Annotated in this window: 13 protein-coding genes and 1 pseudogene; 6 read left to right on the top strand and 8 right to left on the bottom strand. The window is 40.6% G+C overall.

Annotation, left to right across the window (positions count from 1 at the left end):
* The first annotated feature begins 523 nt into the window (after window positions 1-523).
* A complete protein-coding gene (gene yiaY, locus N4T56_RS03930) occupies window positions 524-1,672 on the top strand; it encodes an L-threonine dehydrogenase (RefSeq protein WP_261732304.1) in 1,149 nt (382 codons plus the stop codon).
* Window positions 1,673-1,898: 226 nt separating this feature from the next.
* On the top strand, window positions 1,899-2,264 hold the full coding sequence (locus N4T56_RS03925; RefSeq protein WP_188918996.1) for a cytoplasmic protein: 366 nt from the start codon (window positions 1,899-1,901) through the stop codon (window positions 2,262-2,264).
* Window positions 2,265-2,353: 89 nt separating this feature from the next.
* On the opposite strand, the gene N4T56_RS03920 is transcribed toward N4T56_RS03925, so the two are convergent.
* The 5 genes from N4T56_RS03920 to N4T56_RS03900 all read right to left on the bottom strand — a co-directional run bounded on the left by N4T56_RS03920 (window position 2,354) and on the right by N4T56_RS03900 (window position 6,170).
* Window positions 2,354-2,722, bottom strand: a complete 369-nt coding sequence (locus tag N4T56_RS03920) for an acyl-CoA thioesterase (protein WP_188918998.1) — start codon at window positions 2,720-2,722, stop codon at window positions 2,354-2,356.
* A 226-nt stretch (window positions 2,723-2,948) separates the two neighbouring features.
* On the bottom strand, window positions 2,949-3,959 hold the full coding sequence (ltaE, locus tag N4T56_RS03915) for a low-specificity L-threonine aldolase (RefSeq protein ID WP_261732303.1): 1,011 nt from the start codon (window positions 3,957-3,959) through the stop codon (window positions 2,949-2,951).
* Window positions 3,960-4,007: 48 nt separating this feature from the next.
* On the bottom strand, window positions 4,008-4,598 hold the full coding sequence (tpx, locus tag N4T56_RS03910; RefSeq protein ID WP_390904003.1) for a thiol peroxidase: 591 nt from the start codon (window positions 4,596-4,598) through the stop codon (window positions 4,008-4,010).
* 65 nt (window positions 4,599-4,663) lie between these two features.
* Window positions 4,664-5,497, bottom strand: coding sequence for a mechanosensitive ion channel family protein (locus tag N4T56_RS03905; protein WP_261732302.1), 834 nt, complete (start codon window positions 5,495-5,497; stop codon window positions 4,664-4,666).
* Between the two features lie 25 nt (window positions 5,498-5,522).
* Window positions 5,523-6,170 (bottom strand): OmpA family protein, encoded by a 648-nt coding sequence (locus tag N4T56_RS03900; protein ID WP_261732301.1) that lies wholly within the window; start codon window positions 6,168-6,170, stop codon window positions 5,523-5,525.
* Between the two features lie 530 nt (window positions 6,171-6,700).
* Here N4T56_RS03900 and N4T56_RS03895 point away from each other — a divergent pair.
* Complete coding sequence (locus N4T56_RS03895) at window positions 6,701-8,209, top strand: peptide MFS transporter (protein ID WP_261732300.1); 1,509 nt, start codon at window positions 6,701-6,703, stop codon at window positions 8,207-8,209.
* A gap of 106 nt (window positions 8,210-8,315) precedes the next feature.
* Here N4T56_RS03895 and N4T56_RS03890 read toward each other — a convergent pair whose 3' ends face one another.
* Together N4T56_RS03890 and N4T56_RS03885 are read right to left on the bottom strand one after the other, a co-directional pair.
* A complete protein-coding gene (locus N4T56_RS03890; RefSeq protein WP_261732299.1) occupies window positions 8,316-9,437 on the bottom strand; it encodes a response regulator in 1,122 nt (373 codons plus the stop codon).
* 43 nt (window positions 9,438-9,480) lie between these two features.
* Window positions 9,481-10,214 (bottom strand): annotated as a pseudogene (locus N4T56_RS03885) (MlaA family lipoprotein).
* Window positions 10,215-10,582: 368 nt separating this feature from the next.
* Here N4T56_RS03885 and N4T56_RS03880 point away from each other — a divergent pair.
* The 3 genes from N4T56_RS03880 (at window position 10,583) to N4T56_RS03870 (ending at window position 13,250) form a co-directional block, all read left to right on the top strand.
* Window positions 10,583-12,028, top strand: a complete 1,446-nt coding sequence (locus N4T56_RS03880) for a hypothetical protein (RefSeq protein WP_261732298.1) — start codon at window positions 10,583-10,585, stop codon at window positions 12,026-12,028.
* Window positions 12,029-12,129: 101 nt separating this feature from the next.
* A complete protein-coding gene (locus N4T56_RS03875) occupies window positions 12,130-12,933 on the top strand; it encodes a hypothetical protein (protein ID WP_261732297.1) in 804 nt (267 codons plus the stop codon).
* A 5-nt stretch (window positions 12,934-12,938) separates the two neighbouring features.
* Window positions 12,939-13,250: an EscU/YscU/HrcU family type III secretion system export apparatus switch protein gene (locus N4T56_RS03870; protein WP_261732296.1), complete on the top strand. Its 312-nt coding sequence runs from the start codon at window positions 12,939-12,941 to the stop codon at window positions 13,248-13,250.
* Window positions 13,251-13,288: 38 nt separating this feature from the next.
* Here N4T56_RS03870 and N4T56_RS03865 read toward each other — a convergent pair whose 3' ends face one another.
* The gene (locus N4T56_RS03865) at window positions 13,289-13,627 is read right to left on the bottom strand and encodes a hypothetical protein (protein ID WP_261732295.1); all 339 of its coding nucleotides are present in this window, start codon (window positions 13,625-13,627) and stop codon (window positions 13,289-13,291) included.
* Window positions 13,628-13,806 lie beyond the last annotated feature (179 nt).

Below are 13,806 nucleotides of genomic sequence, written 5' to 3'. Positions count from 1 at the left end.
GTATTTAGTGTAGCAGAATCAAATCATAGCCATAATTCTAGCGTTAGTTATACCGCATGATGCCAGATAAATAAATTAAAAATAATGAATATTTACCAATGGGTTAACGACAAAACCTCTCACGATTCAATGCTAACATCTTTATTATTTGGTATAGCGCCTACGGGCGGCTTAAATATCGATATTTAATGCCTTTCGTCTTATGTGTGTATGTGCACTCAAACAGCATCAGAAATATGAAAAATACATCGCCATCAAAAAAGCGATTAAGCCACAAATTTACCCCATCAATTTTAGCAAGAACACCATGTTAGTAACAATATAACACTTAAGCGTTAATTTTATACGCAAGCGCATATATCACAAGATCACAGTTCGACTAAAATCATGATCAATGTAGTAAAAGAACACATATTTAATGCGCCACCAATCAATATTTAGCGTCAAATCACAAAACACATCGGACCATGTTGGTATTTTTACTACAAATAAGATTTAAAATTAATATAAAGGGGTACAACTTATGGCGACTAAATTCTTTATTCCAAGTGTCAATATTCTTGGTCAAGGCAGTGTCGATGAAGCAATAAACGACATTAAAGCACTTGGATTTACTAAAGCATTAATCGTGACCGACAAACCATTAGTCAGTATTGGCCTAGTGGCAAGAGTACAAGACAAACTGAATACCCAAGGTATTGAGGTCGTTATTTTTGATGGTGTTCAACCTAACCCAACAATTGGCAATGTCACCACGGGACTAGAATTACTCACCAATAACCAATGTGATTTTATTATTTCATTAGGTGGCGGCTCGCCGCACGATTGCGCTAAAGGGATAGCGTTAGTGGCAACCAATGGCGGTCAAATTAAAGACTACGAAGGTGTCGATGTATCAACCAAACCACAGATGCCATTAGTGGCCATTAATACTACCGCAGGCACAGCCAGCGAAATGACGCGCTTTTGTATTATTACCGACGAAACCAGACACATCAAAATGGCGATTGTTGACAAAAACACCACACCTATTTTATCAGTGAACGATCCAGAGTTAATGCTAGAAAAGCCAGCAGCACTTACCGCCGCGACCGGAATGGACGCACTAACTCATGCAATTGAAGCTTATGTGTCTATTGCAGCAAACCCGATTACCGATGCTTGCGCCGTCAAAGCCATTGAGTTAATAAAAGCCAACCTCGTAAATGCGGTTACTAGGGGTGATGACATTAACGCTAGAGAAAACATGGCTTACGCTCAGTTTTTAGCGGGTATGGCCTTTAACAATGCCAGCCTCGGTTATGTGCATGCTATGGCACATCAATTGGGTGGCTTTTATGATTTACCGCATGGCGTCTGTAACGCATTATTGTTACCTCATGTACAAACTTACAATGCACAAGTGGTACCAGAGCGTTTAAGTGATGTCGCTAAAGCTATGGGCGTTGATGTGAGCTCAATGACTGCAGAACAAGGCGCACAAGCGGCTATCGAGGCAATAAAAGCCTTATCGGTGGCAGTAAATATTCCGGCTAACTTAACCGAACTCGGCGTAAAAGCGGAAGATATTCCAACGCTTGCAGATAATGCATTAAAAGATGCTTGTGGTTTTACCAATCCTAAACAAGCAACCCATGACGAAATTAGTCAAATTTTTACTAACGCATTATAAAGGTTAAATTTAGCTTTACTTTTTAACGCTCGCAGCATGCTGCGAGCGTTATTTTTATCCATTATGAATTGTCGACTTTTAAAGCAAATATCTAATGATGACAATAGCTTATTTATAATTCAGCAAAAAGTGATGCATAGATCTAAGTTCTCGAAATAAGCATTGACCAAAACAAAAAATAAAGACTATGATGAAATCACTTAGATAGCGAATAGGTAGGTAAATAATGACAGCAATCACTCATGTATATAATTACACCGTTCGATGCCCGCACTATAAAGAAAATGAACAACCCGCAACATGGCTCAACCATATCGAAGTGAATCAATCATGTGAAATCGCGTTAGATCGTATCACCAAATGGCATAATATTTCTGGCACAAAATCGTTTGAACTCGATCAATTTGTGGTCAGAAAAGCTGACAATGAAGAAGCTTATTTTGCAATGCAAAGCAGCCGCTTAAAAAATGATGGCCACGCTTTAGTCACGTTTAAAATCCTGCTTGACCAATGTTGTCAAGATGCATCACCCAATGAAATCATGAATCATTTAATTGAAGACTACCAACACCGTATCGCTAAAGTTGAATAAACCCATTTTTTAACCTAGTTATATTGTTGTATCACTAGGACATTTCTTAAGGAGCAAATAATTCCGTTTATTTGCTCCTTTTTTTCCACTTAAGCAGCATTCGCTCGCATACCATGTGGAATAGGTAAACCATTTTCATTGATATTCACAAACACCATTTTATCAATAAAAGCAATTGGCGCGTGATTCACTTTATTGCGGATTTTACAACGCACCGTCACCGAACTCTGCCCTAAGCTGACTAATTCAAAACCAAATTCAACAATATCGCCAACATGGGCTGGCGCCATGAAGTTAATTTCTGAAATCACTTTAGCAATATGAAACTGACTGCGCATTTGGCAACTAGCAAAAATAGTCGCTTCTTCATTTACCCAGCTTAATAGCTGACCGCAACATAGAGTTTGACTACTATTAAGATGAATAGGCATAACGATATGACGTGTAAAATATTTCATAAGGACCTCGCGTGTTAATCCATTAATTAATGCCCTCTAGGCATATACCTCATAATGAGTAGCAACGATCAGGCCAAATATTTTTATTGTTTAAAATCAATAAAATAAAAATACAGATATGAATGATGCATTTATATTGCTCAAATTAAATGCAACTTCGCACCAAAAAAATACACAGACCGGGTTACCGACTGTGTATTACTTAAACGCTATTCACTTAACTTAGCTAACGAATAGCTTGCTTCAATGCAGTAACAAAAGTACTAATGTCTGGCGTGCTAATGTCATTGTGAGTCACTAAGCGTAATTGATGGCTCGGGCTCAGCAATATGCCTTTATTAGCAAGCGTTCGCGCCAACAATTTGGGGTTAATATGTTCAGACAAAGTGGCAAACACCATGTTGGTTTGCACTAAACTTTCATCTACTGCAAGTTCTGGTATTTCAACTAACATTTGCGCTAAAAGCTTAGCGTTATAGTGATCTTCGGCTAAACGTTCCACTTGATCTGTCAGGGCTAATTTTGCCGCCGCTGCGATAATGCCGGCTTGACGCATCCCTCCTCCTAGCATTTTACGCCAACGAGTCGCCTTAGCAATCAATCGCTCATCACCCAGTAAAATCGAGCCTATCGGCGCACATAACCCTTTTGACAAACAAATAGATACCGAGTCAAAGTACTGGGTAATGTCACTCATATTAATGCCTTGAGCAACTGCAGCGTTAGCGACTCGTGCACCATCGAGGTGTATTTTCAGGCCTCGATTAAAAGCCAAGCTCTGTGCCGCTGCCAAATAGTCCTGGGGCAGCACTTTACCGCCGATGGTGTTCTCTAAGCTCAATAACCGAGTACGAGCAAAATGCACATCATCAGGTTTAATCGCGGCTTCTATGTCACTGAGTAAAATGCTGCCATCAGTTTGGTTATTCAGTGGTTGGGGCTGAATACTGCCTAAAACGGCTGCTCCACCCCCTTCAAATTTATAATTATGGGCTTGCTGACCACACAGATACTCGTCACCTCGTTCACAGTGAGCCATTAGGGCGAGCAAATTAGCTTGAGTACCAGAGCTGACAAATAATGCACAATCAAAGCCAAACATGTCTGCGGCCATCTCTTGCAAGCTGTTAACGGTAGGGTCATCACCGTATACATCATCACCCACTTCAGCTTGTGCCATTGCTGCGCGCATCGCTTGAGTCGGTTTAGTGACGGTATCACTTCGAAAATCAATCATGGATTACTCTATTCTATTAAAGGCTAGTATTGGTAGCCGACGAAAACATTATTGACCAGCGGCAATGTCTGCAAGTGCGGTTAATGCTGCGTCATAATTAGGGTGTTCACTCACTTCAGCAACCAGTTCGTGATATTTTAAAATCCCCTGGGCATCAATAATAAAAATCGATCGCGCTAATAAACCACGATCTTTAATTAACAAACCGTATTTTTCACCAAAGTCACGCCAAACAGAGTCAGACAAGACTTTAATTTTGTCTACATTTTCAGTTTGGCAAAAACGTTTTTGAGCAAAAGGTAAGTCTTCACTTACGGTTAACATCACGACATCAGCGCCAAAGTGAGTAAACTCTTTATTAAAACGTTTGGTTTGTAATGCACACACACCAGTATCTAAACTCGGAACGGCACTAATCAGCACTGTCTTGCCTTTAAAGTCACTTAAACTCACTGGGTTAAATTTTTCATCGACCACTTTAAACAATGGCGCAGGGCTATTTATACTCGGTATGTTCCCTTCAAGGGCAACGGGAGTTCCGCCCATTGTAATCATGGTTTTATCGCCGGCAAAGGCCAACGAGCCCATCACAAAAGCAGATAATACTGTCGTTATAGTTAAACGAGAAATTAGTTTCATAAAAACTCCTGATAAAAAAACCAGCAAATGCTGGTTTTTTTGTTAGTAAACATCGCGCCCGCAAATTATTTTGCTGGAACTTCTTTTACATGTAAATCCATTTGTGGAAATGGGATTTCGATTTCAGCTGCATCGAGTGCATTTTTGATTTGCTCAAGTAATTCAAAACGTGTTGGCCAGTAGTCACCCGTGCTAACCCAAGGACGAACCACAAAATTAATTGATGAATCAGCAAGTTCAGCTAAGCCAATTGTGTAACCTGGATCTTTTAATACTGATTGGTTGTTATCTAACACATCAGCGATAACTTTCTTGGTTGTCGCAATATCAGCTGTGTAAGACACACCAATAGTTAAATCGATACGACGCTTTTCTAATGCAGAATAGTTAGTGATGGTACCGTTCATGATGGCAGAGTTTGGCGCGATAATGATTTTGTTGTCGCCTGTACGTAAGCGTGTTGAGAAAATAGTAATTTCATCAACGACACCTGCAGTACCTGCAGCTTCAATAAAATCGCCAACACGACATGGACGGAATAACACCATCAACACGCCTGATGCAAAGTTCGATAAAGAACCTTGTAATGCTAAACCAACAGCTAAACCTGCAGCACCGATAACGGCAACAAGTGATGCGGTTTGTACACCAACCTGACCCAGCGTGGCAATAATGGTAAATATAAATACTAATGCCCAAGCTAAGTTAGCAACAAAAGACACTACCGTTGCATCAACCTTACGGTTATTTAACACTTTAATGGTTAAACGTTTTGCAACGCCTGCAAGATATTTACCAATAATAAAGATAACAATTGCAGCTAACGCTTTTAGACCATATGTCATAAAGAACTCTGGTGCTTTCTCTATTAGTCCGTCTAAACCTTCTAGGTGTTCCATTTTTCTCTCCCTTAAATAAGCAGAATTATTCTGCCGAAATGATAAACTCAACTCTCCGATTGCGCTGACGCCCTTCTACTGTGGCGTTATCCGCTGCCGGTTTTTTGTTACTCATACCAACAACCTCAATGGATGTTGGAAGAAACTGATAATCATTAATCAATAATTGTTTAATTGTTTCCGCTCTTTTTAGCGACAACGCCATGTTAACTGTATCACTACCAATGTTATCCGTATGCCCTTCTAACCGAACACTCACCTGAGGATGCAGTTCGATATATTGCTGCACCCTAACTAAAGTAGGTCGCTGAGTCAGTAATACATTGGATTTATCAAAATCAAAGTAGACAGGTTGAAGAATTGAACCGAAACAATCTACCGCGACACTCACATCGGGTTGTTGACGACACTGCTCGGCAATTAACGCAGCATTATTGGTAATGGTGGCGCCGACTTCTGCTTCGTCAAACTCATCGTCGTCTTCGGCATCTTCATCAACGATGATAATGTCAGTATCAATACAGCCGTTAGCCATAACCACGGTATTGGCAGGCGTATCTTTGCAGGCATCCTTTTTATCAGGCACACCATCAAAGTCGCTATCAACCCAAGCCAATACGCTGGAAATAAAACAGCCAAACAAGATCAATGTCAAAGTTCGAACAATAATCATTAAAGCCCCCTTCGACATAGCATCGAGATATGTTAATAAGGCGTATATTAACGGTTTCTCGCTGGAATTAAAAGACAATACTTAATAATCAATACCTTGCAAAGTAAGTGTAATGCCAAAGCCATAAAACATCATAAGATTATCGACCATAAACGTAAAAACCGCACTTACACACGTAACTTAATTGTTTTAATTTCGTACAAGTCATTAACAAGCAAGTGTTTTTATTTTTTACTCTGAAACAATTTATAACACGCTCAATCTCTCTGTTCCCCCCATTAACATTGACTTTAACGCCCCTAAAAGGGTATATAAGGTTAGCTTTTTGGTGTTTGGTCAGCTTTTAGCATCAAAATGACATTATTTCTTATAAAAATTAACCAATAAAGTCGCTAAACGGTGTGTTTCTTTAATTATTCTCTTTTATCGAGAGGCAATTTTAAGGGGACTGCTAGACGATTAATGCAAACAAACTATTTCTGTGTCGACATTTTCGCACAGGCAATCACAAGCTTAAGGTGGAAGACTTAATGAGTGAAGCAAAACCACAAGGAACGATGTTTGGACACCCTAAAGGGCTGTTCTTACTGTTTACAACGGAATTATGGGAACGTTTTAGTTACTACGCTATGCGTGCAATCTTGGTACTTTATTTAGTCGATAAAGTACAAAGTGACCAAGCTGGAGGCGGCTTAGGCTGGACTGAAGCTGATGCATTATCTTTATATGGTACATTTACGGGTCTTGTATATTTAACCCCACTCATTGGTGGATGGTTAGCTGATAACGTTTTAGGTCAACGTAAAGCGATTTATATCGGTGGCTTCTTAATGGCCGCTGGTCAATTTACCTTAGCCGCTCCACATAGCTGGATGCCTGGTTTAGAAACCACCATATTTTATATTGGTTTAGGTACCTTAATTTTAGGTAACGGCCTATTTAAACCAAATATCTCAACTATGGTTGGTGATTTATATCCCGCTGGTGATCATCGTCGTGACGGTGCCTTTACTATTTTCTACATGGGTATTAACGTAGGTGCAGCTCTTTCAGGCTTTATTGTTGCCTGGGCATACACATCATTCGGCCATGAAGTTGTGATCGATGGACAAAGCGTATTTATCAACAACTGGCAAGCAGGTTTCTTCTGTGCTGGTGTTGGTATGATTCTCTCGTTAATCATTCAATTTATCTTCGCACAAAAACTGCTTGGCGATATCGGTACTGTTCCGGCGGCTAAACTTGAGCAAAGCAAGAACGAAGCTAAAGGCGAAGTGCGTAAAGAACCATTAACCAAAGTTGAACGTGACCGTATTAAAGTGATTATGGTTATGGGCCTGTTCACCATTATCTTCTGGGCTGGTTTTGAACAAGCCGGTGGTTTAATGAACTTGTTCACCAACAACTTCACAGATCGTATGATTGGCTCATGGGAAGTCCCAACAACTTACTTCCAATCACTGAATGCTATTTTCATTGTTGTATTCGCCCCAGTGATCGCCTCTATTTGGATTAAACTAGGTAAAAATGAACCTAACTCGCCAATTAAGTTTGCTTTAGGTTTATTCCTATTAGCTGTTGGCTTCTTATTCATGATGGGCGCTGTAATAGAAATGGGCGGCGACGCTTCTGTTAAATCAAGCATGTGGTGGTTAGTGGGAGCTTACTTCTTCCATACAATGGGTGAGCTGTGTTTATCACCCATTGGTTTATCAATGGTGACTAAGCTTGCTCCACTGCGTATTGCTTCATTAATGATGGGAGCTTGGTTCCTATTCATTGCCGCTGCAAACAAAATTGGTGGTTTAGTCGGTTCATTAATTGGTCATGGCGGCGCAGTTGAAGAGCAATTAGCAAACGCAATGGCTATCTTTGCGGGTATCGCGATAACCGCGACTATATCTGCAATTATCTTGTACTTAATGTCAGATAAATTGGTTGACTGGATGCACGGCGCAGAAAGCAAACTTGACACTGAAGAACAAGCATTAGAAGAAGAAATTGCAGTTACCGCTGAACATGAAGCGATTAAGCGTTAATAAAATCGACAAAAAAGTGATGCCTTAGCAACATATCATCACAATAAAAATCCCCTCCAAGTTAACTTGGAGGGGATTTTTTTATCATGTTAAGAAATATCCCCAATCAATGACAAGATAGCTGCATAAACCCACCCGCATTAATATCGGTTTGATAAACCAACCCTGTAAAACGGTTTTCCAGTAACTGTTGCTTATGCTGTTGATGATAGGTACCAATGCACAGCTTTTCATCCATCAACAAAGTTCGTCTTTGCACGCCAGCTTGATGCCAATTCACATCGCCCAATTGCAATGTGCTGGGTAACACTAACGGCATTAAATGATTGTCATGTCGTAAGTAACAACGTAAGCCATTGCCTGCCTGACCCACAGACACAGTGTACTGTTGCAGGTCGACACAAACATAGATGATATCTGTGAGAATATGTAAACCTGACCTGACCATACGCTTATTTAAATAGCTCAGCATATTATCAGGTTCAATTAGCGTGGTACTCAAGCCGTTACGAAACAGCTTAAGCTTTTGATTGATGAAACTTTTAAGTAATACACAGCCAAAAGCTGCGCTGTTATCTTCAGGGTGAAAATGCGCCATGTACATGACTAAATGACTGTCGCCAACCATAGTTGAATCAATAAAATAGGCACTTACATCATTATTTTTAAATAAGCTGTAATCAATAACAGCCCTAGGATAAAGGATGTGAGACGCTGGAAAAAGCTGTTGCTGTACACTCTTAGCGGCTTGAGCATTTTGTTCAAGTAGATGTAGGTTATCGGTTAACTCCAGGTAAGACAGTTCATTCATTTCATGCAAATGATTTTGGCTACTGGCATTCATTGGTGTCGCTGCGGTTAACATCGCTTGAATGATGGCTTGCTCAATAATGAACAAATCGGCAACAGGTTTGGTTAAATAATCGCTAGCACCAATACGTAATGCTTCGACAACATCAGCCATAACATCATTAGCAGAAATCACAATAGAGGGCACGGCGGGATTGATATCTTGCATTTGCCTCAGCATAGGCAAACCACCGAGCTCAGGTAAACCTAAGTCAGCAATAACAATATCAAACGTTGTTTGAGAAAAAAGTGCGATACCCTCTCTACCGTCATGAGCGAGGTGGACTTTAGCTCCCTGCCCTTGCAAAAAATCTGCAACGACATGACGAAATATAGGATCATCTTCAACAAAAAGGATTTCGACATCAGTTAACGCCATACTACAACCCCGCAGAAGTGTCTGAGGGGTTATATAGCCCCTGCTAATCTAGCTCATCAAGGTATTCGTCAAGTAACTCATCGTTTTCTTGATTAACAGGCATGTCGCCATCATACACTTTGTAATCCATATGCTGTAAATATGCGTCTTTTACAAATGCGTATGGATCGAGAGCATTGTCTAATAACCTTTCTTGGTCAATTGCTTCAGCACGAGAGTGCAAGCCTTTAAGGCCCATTTCAATACTGATTGCCAAAAAGTTAACTCGGATAAAGGAAAGTATAGACTATCCACCCAGTCTGATGCGATTTCTCTTGTCACAAAAAGCTATAAAACGGTGCCATAAAATACGGATCCATTCGGAACGCCGTAATACCCTAACACTTCATTAAAGGCGTCTTGTTTACGGTGCATTCCCATCATATCGGCTACATCAATAACACCGAGCAAACCAATCGTGGTGTTAACCGTAAAACGCCCTCCCGCATTGGCAGCCCACATCCACTTACCTTGCAAGGTATTGTTAATCAGTGCGCTAGGTTCTTCTAGGTTATATACAAAATTATTAATGCCCGTTTTAATGGGGTGTGGCACATAATCTTTATAGCCGTGAGCAACGGGTCTTAAAATATATTGATCAACATACAAATAGTTGAAATCCCACATAGTGCGGTTAAATCCCTCAAACGGATCTCGAGGATCGTTATAAGTGATTTCAATTGCGGGCGATGATTCTTGGGTAACTTGAGGCGCATCATCTTGGGCATACGCAGGCATACCTAACACAACAAACGCCTGAAGTAATATCCATTTATACTTCATAACACTCTCTTAAAAATGACAAAAGAGCCTGCTCAATAAACTGCTAATTTTGTCTTTTTATTAAAGCAATTTCTGTTCAAGTCGATATAATTTAACCAGCTAGAGCAAGGCGCAGCCTTATAGTTTGTTATCTCAATAGCGGGTTAGCTTTGTCTTATTACCAGCAATGATTCATACGACATGAATTCAATTACCCCAATAAAAGGCAACAAGAGCGCTAAGGATACTTAGACTGTTGACAATATCAATCAAAAATTTGTAAATGAAAATAAATTCAGTGCTAATTTGATTATTGTGCCAAATGTTCGCTTAATAGGATTTATATGGCGGTGCCACCGACAAACACAGCAACAACCACACCCAACTCTGCAACGCAAAAAGCGGCGAATGCGAGTCAACAAGTGTCACCTGATATTCAACAAAAGCAAACAGTCACGGCAAGCACCACAACCCCAAAAGCAACGTCAGACCTTGACGCTGTATTATTACCCGTAAAGCTACAACAACCAAAAACTACGGTGTCGACTGATCTTGATATCACCATTCAAAATCAACAGTATCAACTGACAAAGACCGCTGAATTACAAAAATTATTACAACAAACCGCTCAAGTAGTAATGACCAGTGAGCAAGTAAAAGCAGTGACAAAAGCAGCTAACCTTGCCTTTACTCAAGAGTCGAATACGACTCAACCCACTAACTCCTCACAACAGTTTGCCCCCGCAGTGACAACAAACCAGCCAACTGTTAGTGTTATTTCAACGCAACTGGTGTTATTGGCGCAGAGTATTAACTTAACGTTACCGACATCGTTAACGGAACTTGCCCAACAAAATGGGGTGTCAACTCAACAGCTCACATCATTAGCCTCTCGGCCACAAGGCTACACACTACCGACAGCGCAAGTTTCTCAAGGACTATTAACCTTTACCGATGGTCCAAGCATTAAGCTGCCCCAAACTGTTGTCCTTAGTGAAGGCCAATACCTTGCTAAAGTGGTTGTTAATCAGCAACAGTTACAGCTCGCACTGACCCCCGTTGTAGCAAAAGTTAACGTAGACTTAGTCAAACAAGCAGCGGTCATGCCCAATTTACAAGCAAACAATGTTGTTTTAACTAAAAATGAGCCGGCACAAATTCTTAGTCAATTTATAAAAAAACTTGAAGCGACCCCGTTACCAAGCACTAGTACCCCAAAAACGACTGTTAATCAAAGTAAGCCTGCTACAGGCAGTTCGGGTACAAGCGATGTGGTTAATTCAGCTCAACAAGGCAGTCGTAACAGCGCAAGTATGATGACAAATACATTGAGTAGTCGCCCTAACACAGGGCTGGGCATTGGGGTTACTAGTCTGGAGGGGAACACAACAAAAGACATACCGATGAATTTATCGACGGCCGTTACCACACCATCAAGCGGCATAAAAACGAATAATGGCAATGTGCAACAAGGTGTTCAACATCAAGCACCTCTTGATGTCGCTAATCATACTCAAAAAGTACCAGGGCAACAGTTAACAGCAAATCTTACAAGTGCTTCCATACCATCATCAAGTACGCCTGCGACGCAGAATATTCAAGCAACATCAGCAGCTCAGGTAACACAAACGACTCAGAACACTCAAGCAACATCAGCAACTCAGGTAACACAAACGACTCAGAACACTCAAGCAACATCAGCAACTCAGGTAACACAAACGACTCAGAACACTCAAGCAACATCAGCAGCTCAGCCCCCCAAACAACGCAACACAATGCTACCCAGGTAAATACCACTGTCAATGATGACACTGCTCAATCTAAGCAAACAGTAAACAAAGACCCTCAGCCAATAGAGGTGCTGAATAAAGCCTTATCTAAAGCGGGAGCAATGCCAATAAGACAACAGCAAAATTTACAACTGCCCAATAGCTTGGCCACTGAATTATTAAAGCATTTACCGCAGATGAGCCCTCATCCATTAAGTGCATTAAGCGATCCCAAATTACTGAGCCATGAACTCCACAGCCTTGCAAGTTTAAACCTCGCGCAGTCAATTCTGCCTTCAAACTCTGCAAGCTCTCCTCTTTATTCTGGCGGCGCCATCACAACATTATTTCAACTGTTACTTGGCGTGAAAGCCCAATCAAACAGCTCAGGGCTCAGTGCAAAATTACAAGATCACTTAGCCCAATTACAACAACGCACCCTCGCTAAATTAACTGGAAACTCCGGCTTGCTTGGTGCGCTTGATAAACTCAGTGGCGCCGATTCGATGGCTCAACTTGCCAATAGTATTGCAATGTACCAACAAGCGAGCACAGATCAAAATCAAGCGATGACCTGGTATTTTGCATTACCTTATACAATCAATCAGCGTGATGAACAGTTTGAAGGCAAGTTTGAACAAGACAGCGAGCAAGACCAAGAGAAAGGCGGTTGGAAATTACAGTTAAAATTTAATCTAGCACAGGGTTCATTGCTTATTTGTGCTCAAAAGAAAGCAGATAAATTAGATATTCAATTTAAAGGCAACAGCCAATCTCTGCTAGAAAGAGTCGATAAATTTAATGGTGCACTGGCAACAAAAATTAGCCAAATAGGCCTGACACCTGGGACATTTAGCTCTCAGTTAACCCACATTCCTGCCACATTATTACCTGGCGACCATTATCTGGTTAAAACGAGGGCATAAACCCCATGAGTGATGAATCGAAAAAAACACAACAAGCAGTCGCACTCAGTTTCGACGGCATTAGTGCGCCAAAGATTACCGCAACAGGAAAGGATTTAGTCGCTGATGAAATCATTGCCATCGCTAAAAGTGTAGGGATTCACATTCATCAAGACCCACATTTAAGCGAGTTTTTACAATTACTCGAACTTGGTGAAGAAATCCCAAAAGAACTTTATTTACTCATTGCTGAGTTAATTGCATTTGTTTATATGCTAGACGGTAAATTCCCAGAGCAGTGGAGTAATCTTCATCAAAAAATAGTTGCTCAGGCATAGCAACACGCTCAACAAACATAAATGACTTACATTAATGATTACAACAAAAATTGATAGCTAAACTTAACGACAATAAACAGTCCACCCAAACCTAGGCCACTTAAACAGAGTTCCGCCAAACGGTCTTGGTCAAATGCAAGCCACTCATTAAATGAGGCGTAAAATCGTAATGAAATACCATATAGCACAATAAAGGCCAGTGAGATAAAGCTGTAGAGGTAATGTTCAGGGTAAAAAAACGTCAATAACGGGGTAAACGCCAACACGTAATCACCGCTTTTATATTCAAAATCAGTATTATTTTCAATAATGATATCAAGCAGCATTTGCAGAGGTATGACAATTACCAGCAAACCTAACAACAAAATAAAGTCCATCAGTACTCCGTTAACCTGTGGTGAACACAGACAATGTTCGCTTTAGTAAAAACGAGCCGACCATTAAGAGTAACAGACCGAGCCAACCACCTATTTATCACAAGATGTTGAGGGTTCAGTTCAGCGGTAAGAGCATCAGCATTTGAGCTAACAGCAAAGACACCACAAAAGTACCGGGT

The organism is Shewanella phaeophyticola (assembly GCF_025398315.1).
Classification (GTDB): domain Bacteria; phylum Pseudomonadota; class Gammaproteobacteria; order Enterobacterales; family Shewanellaceae; genus Shewanella; species Shewanella phaeophyticola.
This window is presented reverse-complemented; position numbering and strand designations above follow the sequence as displayed.

What these genes read in the sequence shown, in the direction of transcription:
- yiaY (WP_261732304.1), top strand. Translation starts at nt 524, where the DNA reads ATGGCGACTAAATTCTTTATTCCAAGTGTCAATATTCTTGGTCAAGGC.
- N4T56_RS03925 (WP_188918996.1), top strand. Translation starts at nt 1,899, where the DNA reads ATGACAGCAATCACTCATGTATATAATTACACCGTTCGATGCCCGCAC.
- N4T56_RS03920 (WP_188918998.1), bottom strand. Translation starts at nt 2,722, where the DNA reads ATGAAATATTTTACACGTCATATCGTTATGCCTATTCATCTTAATAGT.
- ltaE (WP_261732303.1), bottom strand. Translation starts at nt 3,959, where the DNA reads ATGATTGATTTTCGAAGTGATACCGTCACTAAACCGACTCAAGCGATG.
- tpx (WP_390904003.1), bottom strand. Translation starts at nt 4,598, where the DNA reads ATGAAACTAATTTCTCGTTTAACTATAACGACAGTATTATCTGCTTTT.
- N4T56_RS03905 (WP_261732302.1), bottom strand. Translation starts at nt 5,497, where the DNA reads ATGGAACACCTAGAAGGTTTAGACGGACTAATAGAGAAAGCACCAGAG.
- N4T56_RS03900 (WP_261732301.1), bottom strand. Translation starts at nt 6,170, where the DNA reads ATGATTATTGTTCGAACTTTGACATTGATCTTGTTTGGCTGTTTTATT.
- N4T56_RS03895 (WP_261732300.1), top strand. Translation starts at nt 6,701, where the DNA reads ATGAGTGAAGCAAAACCACAAGGAACGATGTTTGGACACCCTAAAGGG.
- N4T56_RS03890 (WP_261732299.1), bottom strand. Translation starts at nt 9,437, where the DNA reads ATGGCGTTAACTGATGTCGAAATCCTTTTTGTTGAAGATGATCCTATA.
- N4T56_RS03880 (WP_261732298.1), top strand. Translation starts at nt 10,583, where the DNA reads ATGGCGGTGCCACCGACAAACACAGCAACAACCACACCCAACTCTGCA.
- N4T56_RS03875 (WP_261732297.1), top strand. Translation starts at nt 12,130, where the DNA reads ATGCCAATAAGACAACAGCAAAATTTACAACTGCCCAATAGCTTGGCC.
- N4T56_RS03870 (WP_261732296.1), top strand. Translation starts at nt 12,939, where the DNA reads ATGAGTGATGAATCGAAAAAAACACAACAAGCAGTCGCACTCAGTTTC.
- N4T56_RS03865 (WP_261732295.1), bottom strand. Translation starts at nt 13,627, where the DNA reads ATGGACTTTATTTTGTTGTTAGGTTTGCTGGTAATTGTCATACCTCTG.